At 31.7% G+C, this 16017-nt stretch carries 16 protein-coding genes; 10 read left to right on the top strand and 6 right to left on the bottom strand.

Translation table 11 applies throughout. The annotated features are described in order from the left end of the window. Positions 1-171: 171 nt before the first annotated feature. The 3 genes from ACSVDA_RS01040 to ACSVDA_RS01030 all read right to left on the bottom strand — a co-directional run bounded on the left by ACSVDA_RS01040 (position 172) and on the right by ACSVDA_RS01030 (position 3601). Positions 172-1419, bottom strand: a complete 1248-nt coding sequence (locus ACSVDA_RS01040) for a glutamate-5-semialdehyde dehydrogenase (protein ID WP_485880105.1) — start codon at positions 1417-1419, stop codon at positions 172-174. Between the two features lie 93 nt (positions 1420-1512). Further along, positions 1513-2610 carry a glutamate 5-kinase gene (proB, locus tag ACSVDA_RS01035; protein WP_485880104.1) on the bottom strand — a complete coding sequence of 366 codons (1098 nt, stop codon included), beginning with the start codon at positions 2608-2610 and terminating at the stop codon, positions 1513-1515. Positions 2611-3400: 790 nt separating this feature from the next. Further along, entirely contained in the window at positions 3401-3601 is a 201-nt protein-coding gene (locus tag ACSVDA_RS01030) for a hypothetical protein (protein WP_214481807.1), read from the bottom strand. 487 nt (positions 3602-4088) lie between these two features. Here ACSVDA_RS01030 and cspD point away from each other — a divergent pair, with 487 nt between their 5' ends. Then, entirely contained in the window at positions 4089-4289 is a 201-nt protein-coding gene (gene cspD / locus ACSVDA_RS01025; protein WP_485880102.1) for a cold-shock protein CspD, read from the top strand. A 473-nt stretch (positions 4290-4762) separates the two neighbouring features. Next, positions 4763-5071 (top strand): hypothetical protein, encoded by a 309-nt coding sequence (locus ACSVDA_RS01020; protein ID WP_485880100.1) that lies wholly within the window; start codon positions 4763-4765, stop codon positions 5069-5071. 204 nt (positions 5072-5275) lie between these two features. On the opposite strand, the gene yjcZ is transcribed toward ACSVDA_RS01020, so the two are convergent. After that, positions 5276-5380 (bottom strand): sporulation protein YjcZ, encoded by a 105-nt coding sequence (gene yjcZ / locus ACSVDA_RS01015; RefSeq protein WP_320210245.1) that lies wholly within the window; start codon positions 5378-5380, stop codon positions 5276-5278. Between the two features lie 522 nt (positions 5381-5902). Here yjcZ and ACSVDA_RS01010 point away from each other — a divergent pair. Beyond that, on the top strand, positions 5903-6466 hold the full coding sequence (locus ACSVDA_RS01010; protein ID WP_485880098.1) for a DNA-3-methyladenine glycosylase I: 564 nt from the start codon (positions 5903-5905) through the stop codon (positions 6464-6466). Positions 6467-6647: 181 nt separating this feature from the next. On the opposite strand, the gene ACSVDA_RS01005 is transcribed toward ACSVDA_RS01010, so the two are convergent. Continuing rightward, the gene (locus ACSVDA_RS01005; RefSeq protein ID WP_485880096.1) at positions 6648-6797 is read right to left on the bottom strand and encodes a YjcZ family sporulation protein; all 150 of its coding nucleotides are present in this window, start codon (positions 6795-6797) and stop codon (positions 6648-6650) included. 607 nt (positions 6798-7404) lie between these two features. Between ACSVDA_RS01005 and ACSVDA_RS01000 the strand changes: the two genes are divergently transcribed. The 5 genes from ACSVDA_RS01000 (at position 7405) to ACSVDA_RS00980 (ending at position 12679) form a co-directional block, all read left to right on the top strand. Next, the gene (locus tag ACSVDA_RS01000; RefSeq protein ID WP_485880094.1) at positions 7405-8592 is read left to right on the top strand and encodes a D-alanyl-D-alanine carboxypeptidase family protein; all 1188 of its coding nucleotides are present in this window, start codon (positions 7405-7407) and stop codon (positions 8590-8592) included. 93 nt (positions 8593-8685) lie between these two features. Next, complete coding sequence (locus ACSVDA_RS00995) at positions 8686-9318, top strand: ABC transporter ATP-binding protein (protein ID WP_485880253.1); 633 nt, start codon at positions 8686-8688, stop codon at positions 9316-9318. A 90-nt stretch (positions 9319-9408) separates the two neighbouring features. Continuing rightward, the gene (locus ACSVDA_RS00990) at positions 9409-10185 is read left to right on the top strand and encodes an ABC transporter permease (protein ID WP_485880092.1); all 777 of its coding nucleotides are present in this window, start codon (positions 9409-9411) and stop codon (positions 10183-10185) included. Positions 10186-10626: 441 nt separating this feature from the next. Continuing rightward, complete coding sequence (locus tag ACSVDA_RS00985; RefSeq protein ID WP_485880090.1) at positions 10627-11391, top strand: tyrosine-protein phosphatase; 765 nt, start codon at positions 10627-10629, stop codon at positions 11389-11391. A 364-nt stretch (positions 11392-11755) separates the two neighbouring features. Continuing rightward, positions 11756-12679: an NAD-dependent epimerase/dehydratase family protein gene (locus ACSVDA_RS00980; RefSeq protein WP_485880088.1), complete on the top strand. Its 924-nt coding sequence runs from the start codon at positions 11756-11758 to the stop codon at positions 12677-12679. A 508-nt stretch (positions 12680-13187) separates the two neighbouring features. Here the strand turns inward: ACSVDA_RS00980 and ACSVDA_RS00975 are convergent. Continuing rightward, the gene (locus tag ACSVDA_RS00975) at positions 13188-13607 is read right to left on the bottom strand and encodes a hypothetical protein (RefSeq protein WP_485880087.1); all 420 of its coding nucleotides are present in this window, start codon (positions 13605-13607) and stop codon (positions 13188-13190) included. Between the two features lie 313 nt (positions 13608-13920). Here ACSVDA_RS00975 and ACSVDA_RS00970 point away from each other — a divergent pair, with 313 nt between their 5' ends. Both ACSVDA_RS00970 and ACSVDA_RS00965 read left to right on the top strand, forming a co-directional pair. After that, positions 13921-14352 carry a GNAT family N-acetyltransferase gene (locus ACSVDA_RS00970; RefSeq protein ID WP_485880085.1) on the top strand — a complete coding sequence of 144 codons (432 nt, stop codon included), beginning with the start codon at positions 13921-13923 and terminating at the stop codon, positions 14350-14352. 579 nt (positions 14353-14931) lie between these two features. Beyond that, positions 14932-16002 (top strand): GerAB/ArcD/ProY family transporter, encoded by a 1071-nt coding sequence (locus ACSVDA_RS00965; RefSeq protein ID WP_485880083.1) that lies wholly within the window; start codon positions 14932-14934, stop codon positions 16000-16002. Positions 16003-16017 lie beyond the last annotated feature (15 nt).

Below are 16017 nucleotides of genomic sequence, written 5' to 3'. Positions count from 1 at the left end.
TTGTTGAAGAAAATGGCGTAGGTTACTTACAAGTATGTAATTAGTAAATATAAAACTAGTAAAAAAACTCACTTGACACTATTATTTGTCAAATGAGTTTTTTAGGTTGAATGTTAATAAGTTTATCTATTATTGTATAAACATTCTTATTAAGGAAAAGAGTTAATAGCTTTATTTTTTAGTTTGTCCTGTGCCATAAATACGATATTTAGTTGAAGTTAAAGCCTCTAATCCCATAGGCCCTCTAACGTGTAATTTTTGTGTACTAATACCAATTTCTGCTCCAAAGCCAAATTCAAAACCGTCTGTAAATCTAGTAGATGCATTATGATAAACAGCTGAAGCATCAACTGCTTGTAAGAACAACTCTGCATTTTGACTATTTTCTGTTACTATACATTCAGAATGATGCGTTCCATATGTTTTGATATGGATTAATGCTTCTTCAATATGCTCAACAATTTTTATATTTAGTGTGTAATCATTGTATTCTGTGCTGTAATCATCTTCTGTTGCATCATTAATCCATGGGACGATTTGTTTAGCTTTATCACAACCTTTTAAATGAACTTTTTGTTCACGGTATAAGTTTGCAAGCGAAGGAAAATGTGTTTCTGCAAATTGTTTATGAAGTAAAAGTGTTTCCATAGCGTTACATACAGATGGACGTTGAACTTTTGCGTTTAAGGCAATGTTTGTTGCCATAGTAGGATTGGCTTCATTATCAATATACGTATGACAAACCCCCGCACCCGTTTCAATAACTGGTACTGTAGCATTTTGTATTACGTTTTGAATAAGAGAAGCACCTCCTCTAGGAATTACGACATCTACTAACCCATTTAATTTTAACATTTCATTAACAGAAGATCGGTCTGGATTTGATATTAGTTGGATAACATCTTTTGGTATATCTGTTTTGTCAAGAACATCATGCATGATTTCTACAATACGTATGTTAGAAGATAGTGCCGATGTCCCGCCTCGTAATATGACTGCATTTCCACTTTTTAAACATAGACCAGCTGCATCTACTGTAACATTAGGGCGTGCTTCATAAATCATGCCAATTAAACCTATTGGGACTGTGACTTTATTTATACATAGACCATTAGTTGGTTGAAATTCATCTATTGTTTTTCCTATAGGGTCTTGAAGGTCCACGATTTGTCTTAAGCCGTCTGCTATTGCTGTAATTCGATCAGTGCTTAATGCTAATCTATCTTGTAGAGGCTTACTTAAACCGTTTTGTTTGCCGTTCATTAAATCTATTTTATTTGCTTCAATAATAGATGTCTGATTGTGGACAAGTGCATCTGCAATCGCAGTTAATGCCTTGTTTTTCTGTTCAGTTGTGATGCTAGCCAATTTATGAGAAGCTTCTTTTGCAAGATAAGCTTTCTTTTTCACTTCACTCATTAATTTAGACCACCTCGTCATTTATTTGTTTTTGTTTATATTGGGAAAAAAGAACAAACAATGTAAGCGTATAGGATCTGCCCTAGTAGGGGTTTACAGCGTAACCCATTCATCCCGATGAATGACCTCTATACGTTGTACATCTATTCTATTCTTTACTTCTTCTGTTGAAAGTCCGACTACAGCTTTCAACTGCCACGATGCATAGTTTACAACCCCACGTCCGATGACATTTTCATTTTCATTTATTACTTCTACAACATGCCCGGGATGAAAATCACCTTCGACTGTAGTCACTCCAGCTGGCAGAAGACTTTTACCACAAGAAGATAGTGCATGTTCTGCTCCATTATCAACAGTAATTGTGCCATGTGACATGGAGTGAAAGCCAACCCATTGTTTTTTTATTGGAAGATTATTCAAGTGTGTATGAAAATATGTTCCCTTGCCATTTCCGTTTACAGCTTTCGTCATATCTAAATATTCACGGGCTCTTCCGACAAACACCAATACTCCTCCGCGCATTGCGATTCTTGCAGCTTCAATTTTTGAACGCATACCGCCTGTACCAACTGATGAACCAGCGCCGCCTGCATTATTAAACATATCTTCAGTAATTTCTTTAACAACATCAATTTTCTTTGCATTACCATCCTTACGTGGATCTGCTGTATATAAACCATCCGTGTCTGTAAATATGAGTAACTGATTTGCTTTTACTAAGTTGGCAACAAGAGCAGATAAAGTATCATTATCACCAAAATTTAATTCCTCTACAGAAACGGTATCGTTTTCGTTGATAATTGGAATGGTTTTTTGCCGTAAAAGCTCCTCAATCGCCATAGATGCATTATGCATTTGTTTACGATTTGTAAAGTTCGCACGTGTTAGTAATATTTGTGCTGTGGTACAGTTATGTTTAGAAAATACATCATTGTATGCTTGCATTAACAATGCTTGGCCTACAGCAGCAGCAGCTTGTTTTTCGAATAATTGTTTTGGTCGATTATTATATCCGATTTGTTTAAACCCAGCAGCAACTCCACCAGAAGTAACTAATATTATTTTATAACCAGACTTATAAAGCTCGAACATTTCATTAGCAAAATACGCTATTTTTTGCTTGCTTAGTTCTCCATCAGCTGTTGTAAGAGAGCTACTACCAATCTTAACTACAATTCTTTGTTGCATTCTGTTCACACCCTTATGAGTATATACATATTAATTAAGTTTAATGGTATAGTTATTCAATATATTCATTGTTAAATCCTATTTGTAGCTATTAATTTTAATTATTATACAGCATATATGCATATAAATAAAAGAAATATTTAATATTTTCAGAGATTTTATTATGTCTATTTTCTACATGCTTGCTTTAGTTTTTTGTACATAATATGTATACATCTATTTATTTGCTTACTAGGTAAATATGACGGAGATATACTTTGAGATCACATACTTCGGGAAGGTTCAGAAGGGTGGAACAAAGCAAAGGCGTGGCACGGAAGACAAGGATGCCTTATACAGTTTGAAGTCAAATATGTAATTTGGAAGGGGCTTTGTGATGTAAATAGAGGCCGTTATTACATCAATTATTTTTATGTGGCAATAAGCGCATATAAAACTTCTTTATCAATTGTTGTCTTCTACATAAGGATGAATTTTGTTGTTTAAAATTGAGTAAATACAACAACACAATTTACGAACAGGGGATAAATGATGTGAGTTACAATGAATGCGGAGCCAGTGTCCATATTGAAAAATGCCTGTACTCGCACGGATTGTTGCTTCTCGGACAAAAAGAAAAGTTCGTATACATCTAGCCTTAGTGGCATCTTTTTAGGCTGGGGTAGAATCCCCTCTTAATGGTCATTATTAAATAGAACAAAGTTTACGAAAGAGCTAAATTTGTTCTTAGTGATTTTGATCATATTTAATCAGGTGGAGGATGTAACCACCTGATCATGACATAAAAGAATCATTTGTTAATTCGCTTTTTAATAAAATTCAGTTTAGACACTGACATTAGTAAAAAATAAATAAATGCAACGGCAAATACATATGCAATTTGATTTTGCATGCTAGCGAAAAATAAAGCTCCCATGAGACTAGCGAAGGCTAATAAGGCATTTATATTACCAGAACTTAATTGAGATTTTTTAGTTTCTTCAGCTTTCAAGATGACCACCTACCTCCAAGATTGTATGATATCTTAAACTTTGTTTTCGTTTTTTTGAACGGTGTGAATTCAATGAGTAGGAGTTTCGAACTGCTCTCACATTTTAGCACTTAAACTCATACTTCTGTTAATGATTATACACAAAAAATCGGCTATTAATATAATTTCACAATAATTTCAAAATATCATATTACAAAAAAAGAGAGATACTGATGGTAGTCAATTTGTAGCTATAGTGAGGAAATTTTGGGATGTGGTTAAACCAGCATATTTGCTAAAGATAGCTTTAATATAATGTTTTTAATAAAATTATTTTGAATTATTTTTTTAAATGTATTTGCATTTTTTGCTTCTTATTGGTACTATTAATTAGAATTATTTTTGTTCGTATGTAAGGATAGAACGAGTGTTAAACTTTTCATCTGAATATCATTAAGAGCAAGAATAGTAATACAATGTGGGAAACATCCACACAGGAGGAAGTATAATGGTACAAGGTAAAGTTAAATGGTTTAATTCAGAAAAAGGTTTTGGATTTATCGAAGTTGAAGGTGGAGACGATGTATTCGTACATTACTCAGCTATTCAAGGTGACGGATTCAAATCTTTAGAAGAAGGTCAAGAAGTATCATTTGAAATTGAAGAAGGTAGCCGTGGACCACAAGCTACTAACGTTCAAAAATTTTAATTCAAACTTTTGAAAAGAGACTCATCTTGAGTCTCTTTTTTTATCAACGCATTGTTTTTTGTTACTATTATCGTCAAATTAGAACAGCAAGGCTGAACGAAGATCCCACGAACGAAAGTTGTGTAATACATTTATAAAAATATTTGAAAGTTAAACCCGGTTATTCTCGTTTATATAAATTTTTGTGAGTTGTATTTTAGGTAATTGAATCATTATAAAAAGGGTGACTAAGAAGAGCTTGTTCGAAATTTCTATATGTAAATACTAAAGGGTCTGTCACAATAGAAATGTTTCCCAGCCTTATTCATAAGTCACCCTCAAATAAAAACAGGTAAGTAAAAAGGTTTAATTGATTATAACATAGTTTTTTCATAATCAAAAATATAATTTGTTTTTTTTCTTTATTAGAGGTAAATGATTCACTTCATTTTTCGAAACCAAAATGAAATGAATAAGCAGAAAGGATGAATTGAATGGAGAAGATTTATTTTGATTTTTGGTACTTAAAATCTGAAGAAATAGAACTAGATGGTTCTGAAACAGATCGAATTAGTTATGAAATCGCAATTGGTGTATTTGCTGATCCCGATTATAATCATTTATTAGATGATATTAGAATTACTGGATTAGATAAAGATCAAATGTTAATGTTTAAGATTGACAAACCTGATGAATTATTTTCTAAATTAGAAGAAGAAGGGTTACACAGTGTAGTTGCAGATATCAAGGCTACCGGTTCATACACAGTTATGGGTAGTAATGAGATAAAAATTAATGAGTAAATAGTTAATCATTAATTTTACGCATGCAAAGAGTGGTGAAAACACCACTCTTATTGGAATCCTATATGTTGAGGAGTGTATAGGTTGTCGATTACAGGAATTCGCAACCAATTATCTTTATTATAGTAAAATTCTGGCATCCTACTATTAGCTGTGTAACGTTAGTTTAGCTTTTTATCTTTTTCTATAGAAGCTTTTTATTTTTTAATAAAATCCTGTACATACGCAACCTACAATAATTAACAGAACAAAAATGACTATGACAAACGCAAACATTGACCCAAATCCAGCACCATAACCATCCACCATAACTTTTCCTCCTTTCTGGAATATACTATAACCTATGTTAGAATGGGTGATTTGCGTGTACGAATGTCCATAATTAATTCGTCTATTTTCTGACTATTGTCGTAAATAAGGTTCGTAATATTATTGATTCAATCTCTAGGTGGGATGTTGTACAATTATTAAAATGAGGTGGCTGTGATTGCTGTTAATGTTTATTAAGAAAATTGACAATGAATATGACAACGGCCAGGTAAAAATGCAAATCATATAGGTATTATCATGTAAATATGAATCAGCTTAGTTATGTAAAAGATGGAATAATTGCATCTAGAAGATATACATATTCTGTAAATTAGTCATTAAACAATGTATGTTGTTAACGAAGAACTATCTTATTACTGATCCCTTATGTTTATTCTCCGAGCTTCTTCTATACATACCTTGAAGCATATTTGAAAAATACGAGTGATTGTAGATATGATATGACAACAAAATAGTTCTAGTAATAATAGTTTTTTTAATGTAATGAGAGGAGTATACTATATGACTGTTAAACGCTGTGAATGGGTTAATGATGACCCTTTATATATACATTACCATGATCATGAGTGGGGTGTACCTGTTTATGATGATCGACTTTTATTTGAGTACATTTTATTGGAAGGAGCACAAGCGGGATTAAGTTGGTACACCATTTTAAAAAAGAGAGAGAACTATCGCAAAGCATTTAACGGGTTTGATCCCGAATTAATAGCTAAATATGATGAAGAAAAGATTCAAAGCTTATTAAATGATAAGGGGATAGTTCGGAATAAGTTAAAAATACGATCTGCTGTTACAAATGCACAAAGCTATTTAAGGGTGGTTGAAGAGGTCGGCTCTTTCTCTAACTATATATGGTCATTCGTTGATGGAAAGCCTATCCAAAATCACTTTCAATCTATTAAAGAAGTACCGGTTTCAACTCCAATTAGCGATGCGCTTAGCAAGGATTTAAAAAAGCGAGGTTTTAAATTTGTTGGAACAACAATTTGTTATGCTTTTATGCAAGCTGTTGGTATGGTAAATGATCACGTAGTAGATTGCTTGTGCAATCAATCATCGTAATTTCTAAGCTTTCAGCCATTAAGTAATGAGAACATATTACAAATGATCGTTCATACGTATGTAAGGGATCTCCAGGGCAAGATTACAGTATAATAAAGAATATCAAATAGAGCATGAAATAAAAGCAGATAATTAGACGCTTTATATTTAATGCTCTTTTGTTATATTCGAAGATAATGAATTAACAAACAGCTCTAGCTACAGTAAAAAGTACGATAACTAATAGAATAAACAATACAACAATTACAGCGAAAGAACTATTACAAGATGGACCGTAACCATAACTACAAGATGGACCATAACCATAACTTCGTGACGTACCGTAACACATGATAGTTTCTACCTCCTTTCAAGTTGTGTATATTAATATTAAAAGTTGTATTCTTCTAGCACACAACATTACAATTACATAAGACGATAATTAGTAGGATAAATAATACGATAACCAAGATTGGTATTAATGTAGTAGTATGGCTCATTTTATAAAACCTCCTATCAAGTGAATAATATTGTTTAAGACTATTTTCGCATTGATTGTTGCTTTCCGTTATTAGATCTAAACACATAGCCCCTTGCGTTCGTGAAATCTTTTCTATTTATACAATTATTGAGCTTTCATAAAACACACATACTGTCCAAGTTTTAGTAAACATAGCAACAAAGCTTACGAAAAGAGTCTTTGTTTATTACAAAAAATAAGAATGTAGTGATAGGGATAGATGAAAGAAAAGGTTGGTGGTAGTAATAATATATGTATTCGTAATTGCTTTGCTTGTACGAATTGATTGGTAATAGAATACATTTTTATAGCAGTTTTCATTTATATTGATATGAACACTAGGATATAGAGCTTTGTAACGGCCTGAAAAGTAAAAGAATTTATGATATCATAGTTAAGTGAGTCTATTAGTTTAGATACAACATATGTGGAGGCAACTATGATAAAGAAACTAGTGAAATTATGTATAATAGTTACATTTATGTGCTCCATTCAAATAAAGAATTATATTGCTTATGCATCAGATGAATCGACCTTCAACATTAATAGTGAAGCGGCGATTTTACTTGATGGAAGCACTGGGGATGTATTATATAGTAAAAATGGTGATCAATTAATGTATCCAGCAAGTCTAACCAAAATAGTAACGGCTATTATTGCTATAGAAGAAGGAAATTTAGAGGATCAAGTTACAGTAAGTGAAAATGCTAGGAATGTTGATGGTACACGTGTTTATCTAGAGGAAGGTGAACAAGTTACTTTACTTAAATTAATTCAAGGTTTATTAATTAATTCAGGTAATGATGCGGGTGTAGCTATTGCTGAATACTTTGATGGCAGCGAAGAAAAATTCGCTGAACGAATGAACAAATTTAGTGAAGAAAAAATAAATGTTCAACATTCTCAGTTCAAGAACCCACACGGTTTATATGATCCTGAACACTATACTACAGCCTCAGATATGGCTCAAATTACTAAATACGCGATGCAAAATGATACTTTTCGTGAAATATTTGGTACAGTGGAATTAGAGTGGAAGGGCACAGGCTGGGAAACGACTCTATATACACATAACGAACTATTAAGGTGGTATGACGGTGTTACAGGTGGTAAAACAGGATATGTTGATGAATCAGGTCATACATTAGTTACCTCTGCAACTAAAGGAAACTTAAACTTAATAGCAGTTGTTTTAAAAGCATCCTCAAAAAATTTAGCCTATGAGGATACGACTGCACTTTTTGATTATGGCTTTGAAAATTTTATAAAGAATGTGATTCCTAAAAACAAACAATTTGTTGACGAACATAATAATGAATATGTCCTTTCTGAGGATGTGACCTATACTAAAAAAAGCAACGAAGATGTTTCATTGTCGACCGATGAGCAAGGAATGCTAAGCATTTTAGGAGAACAAAATAGAGTAATAAATACGTATCAGTTGGATAAGGTTGACATGAAAGAGAATATGAAAGATGGAGAACAAACAGAGGCTACTGAAAGCAAAGAAGGTAGCTTATTGATAACTACATTTATGTTTGTGATTCCTTTGTTTGTTTTTTTTATTATGATTTCAGTATATAGAAAAAGGAAAAAGAATGTTTCTTATTATAAAGAGGTAAACTAATTATTATATTCCTTATATAGGTATGAAGAGAGTTACAATGCCCAAGAAGGTATTGTAACTTTTTTAATATTATTTGGAGGCAGGGACATTGTGATGTTTCAATTAGAAAATGTTACTTATAAGAACATATTACAACTAAAATTATTGCAAATCCAAACTGGCAGTGTAACAAGTATTATCGGGAAAAGTGGATCAGGTAAATCTACTTTATTAAAGTTGTTAAACAATATGATATCAAGTGATAGTGGCGTAATTTATTATAATGATAAATCTATAGAAGAAATAGAGCCAGTTGAATTAAGACGTCAAGTAGTGACTTTAACACAATATCCTGCCATTTTTGAAGGAACTGTTAAAGACAATTTGCTTTTAGGGCTTAAGTTATCAGAAAAGAATTATACATCAGTGAATGATGAAGTCTTATCAAGAACGTTAGCAATGTTTAACTTACAAACTAAGTTGGATGTAGATGCGAATAAATTGTCAGGGGGAGAACAGCAGCGTCTCGCCTTTGCAAGAATAATACTTATGAAAGCACCTGTGTACCTATTAGATGAGCCCACATCTTCCCTTGATGAAGAAACAGAGGATTTGGTTATGGATCGGTTTATTTCTCGTGCAAAAGCAGAGAAAACAACTGTTGTCGTGGTAACACATTCTATGAAAGTCGCGGAGACATACTCAGATTTTATAATAAACATGGAAGATGTTAATGCTTATAAATGATACATTTAATTAGTATATGACAAAAAAGTAATTTTCTTATCTTCTCAAAACATATAGCAAATACCAACAGTGATATAGGATGTGAAAGCCATGAATACGATTGAAGATATTTCACTAAGTCAACTATTAAGCGCATATATATTTATTATTATTTTATTATTTATCGTAAAACGGAAGGGCATAAGTAGAGAACGAGAAATCTTAATTGCTTCTATACGCATGACTTTCCAATTAATATTAGTTGGGTACATACTTACTTATGTATTTAAACACTCTAACCCTTGGTTAACTATTATTATAATATTACTTATGGAATTATTTGCTGTTTATAATATTTTCAAAAGGTCAAAGGAGACTATTTCATCAGAGCTAAAATGGTATATAACGATCTCGTTATTTATCGGAACAATAACAACGATATTGTATTTCGACTTTGTCGTTATCAATTTTATGCCTTGGTATGATCCTAGATATTTTATACCTATTTCAGGCATGATCATTGGCAATGCAATGACTGGTATTAACTTGGGAGTGAATACGTTAATTGAAGGAATGAAAAGTAAAAGACATTTGGTCGAATCTGCCCTTATGCTCGGGGCAACACCAAAGGAAGCTTTTAAAACCATTGTTAATCAAGCTTTTGATGCAGCTATCCTACCAACGATAAATAGTATGGTTGGTATGGGAATTGTTTTTTTACCAGGAATGATGACAGGAGTTATCCTATCAGGAGCTGATCCTTTAGTTTCAATAAAATACCAAATTGCTATCGTTTTAGGCATTACTGGAAGTGTATCATTATCAGTTTTCTTATTTATCCAGTTCGGTTACAAAACATTCTTTACTAATCGAGCCCAATTAAAATAATATTAAAGGCTCAGTCCCCCATCATAGTAATAGTTTATATGATGGGGGATTGATGCTGTATATGTGTATATAAGAAATCAAGTACTGTGAAATTAAAAACTAAACTTCGTATATGGTTAATATTAAGAATGATAATCTGGATTTCAAGATAAAATTGTATAAGTAAAATCTTTAAATATTGAATCCTTCCGTGTAAGCCTTAGCCAATACGAGGAAACGGTTCAATTATTAATGAAAATACTTGTTTGTGGAGATAAAAACAGCAACTTTTAATGCAATTGAAGTCCCAACAAATATGAAATAGTGATAATATCCAAAATAGCTTAAGAATAAATGGCAATGTTGTAATAATGAGCTATCGTTCTGCGTATATTGTTAAATCAATATTCTCATAATTTAAAATAGAGCAATTAATATAAAAAATGGAAGGAGAGGAATTTATTGGTTGTCGATATCCATAACCACATTTTGTATGGATTAGACGATGGGGCTACAACATTAACGGATACAATTGATATGGCAAAGAAAGCTATTGAATTTGGAATTAGCCATGTTGTTGCTACGCCTCATCAGGATTTTAAAAATTACTATAATCCACCAACAAATATATATGAAAAACTAGATGAGGTTAATAGACTATTAAAATCTGAAAATATTCCGTTAACGATTTGCCCTGGTATGGAAATTGGCTTATATGAAGGTATCATTAAAGACCTAGAGAGGAATCAGCTCATATCTTTGAATGATTCACATAAATACTTGTTAATTGAATTACCTAGTGAATATATACCTCATTACACGGAAGAAATATTTAAAAAAATGAAATCTATGGGATACGTACCGATCATTGCTCATGCTGAAAGGAATGCAGAAATTCGAAGACACCCAACTAAACTATTGCATTTAATTAACCAAGGCGCATTAGCGCAAGTTACAGCAGCTAGTGTAATTGGCTTATGGGGACATAGATTACAGAAAGTAACATTATCATTAATTAAGCAAAACCTTGTTCATTTCATAGCATCAGATGCACACAATACAAATAGTCGATCTTTTGATTTAGTATGTGCATACACGTTTCTTGACAAAAAATTATCACTACATTATTCGAACTACTTCAAGGAAAATGCTCTTCATATTATTAATGGAACACCCATTATAACGGCTGTCAAATTACAAAAAAGGAAGAAATTATTATTTATTTAAATACGGTAAATTCAGCATCTCTTCACGTACTCAAAAAAATTGTTTGTCTAAAGGATGTTTTTGCATTCATTGTGTATTCGAACAAAGATATATAAGTGAAAAATTGAGCTCATAGCATCTTTTTTATTAATTGAGTTTTTACACTCATCAAATTGTCGGTTTACAAAGGCTGTTTTCGTCTGGATTGTTGTTTTTCGTATGAAAAAATAAACATGCGTCAACTAGAGTTCCTGGCATATTTTCTTCACTGACATATAAACCACTTTTTATAGCACTGACTTGGTAACAATAGCAACAAAGTATATAAAAAGAAGCTAATTAAAGGAGAGCAATCAAAGCTATTTATATGAAAGGGGGCAGGATTTTGAAAGTTTTAGTAACCGGGGGAGCAGGATTTATTGGTTCACATATTGTAGAAAGGCTTGTGCTAGAGAATTATGAAGTTACTGTAGTAGATAATATGTCAAATGGGGCTAGGGAGAATATTCTTGGACATGTATGTCTTCATCATGTTGATATTACAAGCTCTGATCTTGAAGATGTATTTTTAAAAGAGAAACCGACATTCGTTATTCATCAAGCGGCACAAGCATCTGTCCCTTATTCTATGAAAAATCCATTAGACGACAGCAAAATGAACATACAAGGTACAATTAATTTACTGCAATGCTGTATCAAATATAATGTAAAAAAAATCATTTTTGCGTCAACAGCCGCGGTATACGGTAAACCTCATGTAACACCTGTGGATGAAAGTCACGTGCTCAGTCCAAAATCGTTTTATGGTGTGTCGAAGGTATGTGCAGAAACGTATATTCAGTTATACGAAAGTATGTATGGACTCAAATATTGTATTTTAAGATATGCTAATGTGTATGGGCCAAGGCAAGGAATGAAAGGTGAAGCTGGCGTTATTTCTATCTTCTTAAACAAGGTCCTTGAAAATGAGCGGATTGAAGTTTTTGGTAATGGTAATCAAACGAGAGACTTTATTCATGTTAAAGATGTTGCAAATGCAAGTTATCTGGCACTAAGCGGTGGTGATAATCAAATAATGAATATTAGTACAGGAAGTCAAACGTCAATTAACGAACTAATAGACTTGTTGTCAAAGGCTACGAATAGAGAAATTAAACCTGTTTATGTAACAGCAAGAGAAGGTGAGATTAATAAAAGCTATTTAAGTAATAGTAAAGCACAAAAAATGTTAAATTGGTATCCAAATTTCCAACTGGAACAAGGAATTAAGAATACGTTAAAATATCTTATTAAGAAGGTAGGAGAATGATAGATTTGTAAGAAATATAAACAAAGGTAAAGAAAGTCTAAGAAAGTCTAAGAAAGCCTAATGGATATATATCCAGATTATGTTTTGAAGTTTTTTTTGGTAGTAACATTGTAATAAATGTTGATGGTTAGTAAAGTAGGCTCTTTGTATTTTGTGTTTTAAGCTACGTTTTTTTTTGATTCAAATTCATTGCTTATCGGTTTACACCATAAATTTATATATTTTATCTTTGTAGTGGCAATTTGATAAATGTACAATAGGATGAAATTTAAAAAACTTAAAAATTGTAAAAGTAAAAAAGATTTCCTGAACACTTTATATATCTTAGAATATATAGCTACAGAATGCAAAAATCGCCTAGTAAAACGGTGGCATTGATTATCTTCGTTTTTTCATTAATATTAACAAGAAAGATGATGATAACATCCTTTGTATTTGTAAACAGGGAAAGAAACATGATCCTAACAGAATGTATACTTTGGAAGTTAAAATGTGTAGGTGGCGTTTTTTAGTTAGCGTTAACTGAGGTTAATAATTTTATGTAGATTTTTAATATCTCAATTAATTCTTCTTTTTCATCTATTATTTGGAATGTAGAGTATTTAAATGTACCTTTAAAAACCGTATCATTTTTTCTTATTTCTATATCTTGATTGTTTTTTACTAATGCCAGAAAACCAGCAGTATCCCTTCTTAAATAACTTATTATTATATCTCCTGAATCGATATCGACAATTTGTACTTCGATATGATCATTATCATCATTTTCTAATACTACAATATTACTATCACAATATCCTTCATTCGATTGGGGAATAATAGAGTGTAACTTATAACCAGCTTGCTCCTCTTCATATAAAATTGATTCTAATTCAACAAGGTTTTCCCGTTCTAATTGACCAGCGATTTGATAAACTTTGTAATCCATATAAATACCTCCTATATTATCATTGAATGTACAATTCAACAAACAAAGAAAAGTTCCTGTTAATTTTCAAAAAAAATCAATTTTGTCTGCCCCTTTACCTTTAATCCCATTGGTTAAAACAAATGAAACATTGCTTCCCCATATCATTCCAACTCTTATTGAAACCTACCAAATAACAAAAGACACTTTCATATTTAGTAGGCTTTAATGTCGATGTGGTTTCTAAATTTTGTTTTGTATGTAAACATTGAATTACAAATAAATCCATATCGTTTACAATAAAGGTAATTAAAACTAAAAGGTGTGAACGAATATGGGGATTATATTAGCAACAGAAAAGAATGTAGAATGGATTAACCACCAGTATAAGATAGCAGGATTTTTTCCAAGTGATTTACAAAATGAAATTGTTGCAATAGTAACTTACAATGGAAAAAATGCAGGTATAGGGCGTTTAGTTCAAATTGATAAGGATAATCTGGAAATGGGAGGTATTTATATTCTTCCAGCATACAGAGGGCGTAAGCTAGCTGGAGAACTAGTATCATTTTTAGTTCAAGAAGCAAAAAAAATAGGTGCTACTAATGTTTATTGTATACCATTTGAAAACCTTGGGACTTTTTATAAAAAATATGGCTTTATAGAAGTTCGCCCACAAGAAGATGATATTCATGAATCAATAATTAATAAATTTAACTGGTGCTTACAGGAATACGATAAAAATGTGTTGTTGTTTAGATTATAATTGAATAATGTCAATTTGTTTATGCAAATTGGAATAATATTTTGTATGAGAGGAGTATACTATTGGAGGTTCTGTTGTTAATCGCATTTCTAAATATTACTATCATTTTCACTCTATTTTACAAGCTGAAGAACACAAACTGAATTGGGCAGAGGGAGAACAATAGAATTTTAACACAAGTTTTATTTAGTATACTATTTTGTGATAGCTAAAGTAATGGCTTTATTTTTGTGTAAACACAATTATGTGCACTAAGTAGTCAGGAGAATATAAAATGGAATGCAATGACATGATGTTATGAAAATTGTCCTACTCTATGAATAGAGTAGGCGTTATATTTTGTATGAAAAGTAGTTATGTTAATGCATCTGCAATGATTGTTTAGAGTGACCAGTGATTCACCAGTTCCATTATTTAAGGTAGACAGCTGATACATGTGACAACTGGGATGTGAAAACAATATAAGTAATATTCTTCTATTATGTAAAAGACATAGTATTTTTATAATAAAATACTGGAAATAGTAAAAAATAATCAATATTACTATTATTGGATTACCTTTACTAATAGGAGAAGCCTATGCAAGAAAAACTACAACCTCATCAAATATTTGCTCTTATTTATATGTGTCAAATCAGTGTAGGAATCTTTAGTTTACCCCGCATAACAGCTGAAGCATTTGGAACAAATGGATGGCTAGGAATTGGAATAGTGTCCGTATTTTTTGTGGTAAATATACTACTTATCGGGTTAGTCTTTAGTTTTGGAAAGGGACGTACAATCTTTAATATTATGGATATCCTACCGAAGTTCCTCTTATGTCCACTTTATATTTGTGTTGCATTGCTTTATAGTGCCCTTGGAATATTAATAGCCAAAAATTTTCAATTAATACTCAGTATGCTCTATTACCCGAACATGTCTATTTTATTTGTTGTCCTAATGGCTATTTTAACATACTGGCTTGTTCGTAGAGGAATTTATCATATCGCTAAAGCCACTGTTGTATTCTTTTCAACGATATTAATTGCGCTCTTATTAGGATTCCATATACCAGAATTTTCGTTCACAAGATTAACTCCATTTTTTTTTGAAGGAGAAAAGGAACTATTAATGAAAGGGAACCAAGTAGGCTTACACTTTCTAGGTGTTGAAATCGCTTTACTTTTTATACCTTTTATTTCGAAACTGAGCACTGCTGTGAGACCTATATTATTTGCTCATCTCTTACTCACATTTATTTATCTAGCTACTTGTTTTATATCGTTTGGATTTTTTAGTTTTGAGCAATTAATAAATGATGTATACCCTGTTATAACATTACTTGAATATGTTGAATTTCCAATTGTAGAAAGAGTTGAAGGTTTTGTTATTAACTTATTTATGTTTGAAGTCCTAGTTACCATTGTATTATTTTTTTGGGGAGCAGACCAATTTTTACAGCAAGCCTTACCAAAAATTCCACCACGCTTATCAATACTATGTTTATTAATAGTTTCTTCTTTAATCACGGCGTTTATAAATACAAGGAGTGAATTAGAACTTTGGATATACTGGCTCCGATCAGGTGAACTACTAATAGCGATGCTGTTACCAATTATTTTGTTAATTCTTATAGGAGTACACCACTTGTATAGAAACAAGCATTGATTTGTTATGTTGTTT

It is taken from the genome of Cytobacillus sp. Hm23 (assembly GCF_051842895.1).
Classification (GTDB): Bacteria; Bacillota; Bacilli; order Bacillales; family SM2101; genus Nanhaiella.
Note: the sequence above shows the minus strand (reverse complement) of the source record. Positions and strands in the feature narration are given on the sequence as shown.

Excerpts from the sequence above, each read along its gene's own strand:
- ACSVDA_RS01040 (WP_485880105.1), bottom strand. The coding sequence starts at position 1,419 with ATGAGTGAAGTGAAAAAGAAAGCTTATCTTGCAAAAGAAGCTTCTCAT.
- proB (WP_485880104.1), bottom strand. The coding sequence starts at position 2,610 with ATGCAACAAAGAATTGTAGTTAAGATTGGTAGTAGCTCTCTTACAACA.
- cspD (WP_485880102.1), top strand. The coding sequence starts at position 4,089 with ATGGTACAAGGTAAAGTTAAATGGTTTAATTCAGAAAAAGGTTTTGGA.
- ACSVDA_RS01020 (WP_485880100.1), top strand. The coding sequence starts at position 4,763 with ATGGAGAAGATTTATTTTGATTTTTGGTACTTAAAATCTGAAGAAATA.
- yjcZ (WP_320210245.1), bottom strand. The coding sequence starts at position 5,380 with ATGGTGGATGGTTATGGTGCTGGATTTGGGTCAATGTTTGCGTTTGTC.
- ACSVDA_RS01010 (WP_485880098.1), top strand. The coding sequence starts at position 5,903 with ATGACTGTTAAACGCTGTGAATGGGTTAATGATGACCCTTTATATATA.
- ACSVDA_RS01005 (WP_485880096.1), bottom strand. The coding sequence starts at position 6,797 with ATGTGTTACGGTACGTCACGAAGTTATGGTTATGGTCCATCTTGTAGT.
- ACSVDA_RS01000 (WP_485880094.1), top strand. The coding sequence starts at position 7,405 with ATGATAAAGAAACTAGTGAAATTATGTATAATAGTTACATTTATGTGC.
- ACSVDA_RS00995 (WP_485880253.1), top strand. The coding sequence starts at position 8,686 with ATGTTTCAATTAGAAAATGTTACTTATAAGAACATATTACAACTAAAA.
- ACSVDA_RS00990 (WP_485880092.1), top strand. The coding sequence starts at position 9,409 with ATGAATACGATTGAAGATATTTCACTAAGTCAACTATTAAGCGCATAT.
- ACSVDA_RS00975 (WP_485880087.1), bottom strand. The coding sequence starts at position 13,607 with ATGGATTACAAAGTTTATCAAATCGCTGGTCAATTAGAACGGGAAAAC.
- ACSVDA_RS00970 (WP_485880085.1), top strand. The coding sequence starts at position 13,921 with ATGGGGATTATATTAGCAACAGAAAAGAATGTAGAATGGATTAACCAC.
- ACSVDA_RS00965 (WP_485880083.1), top strand. The coding sequence starts at position 14,932 with ATGCAAGAAAAACTACAACCTCATCAAATATTTGCTCTTATTTATATG.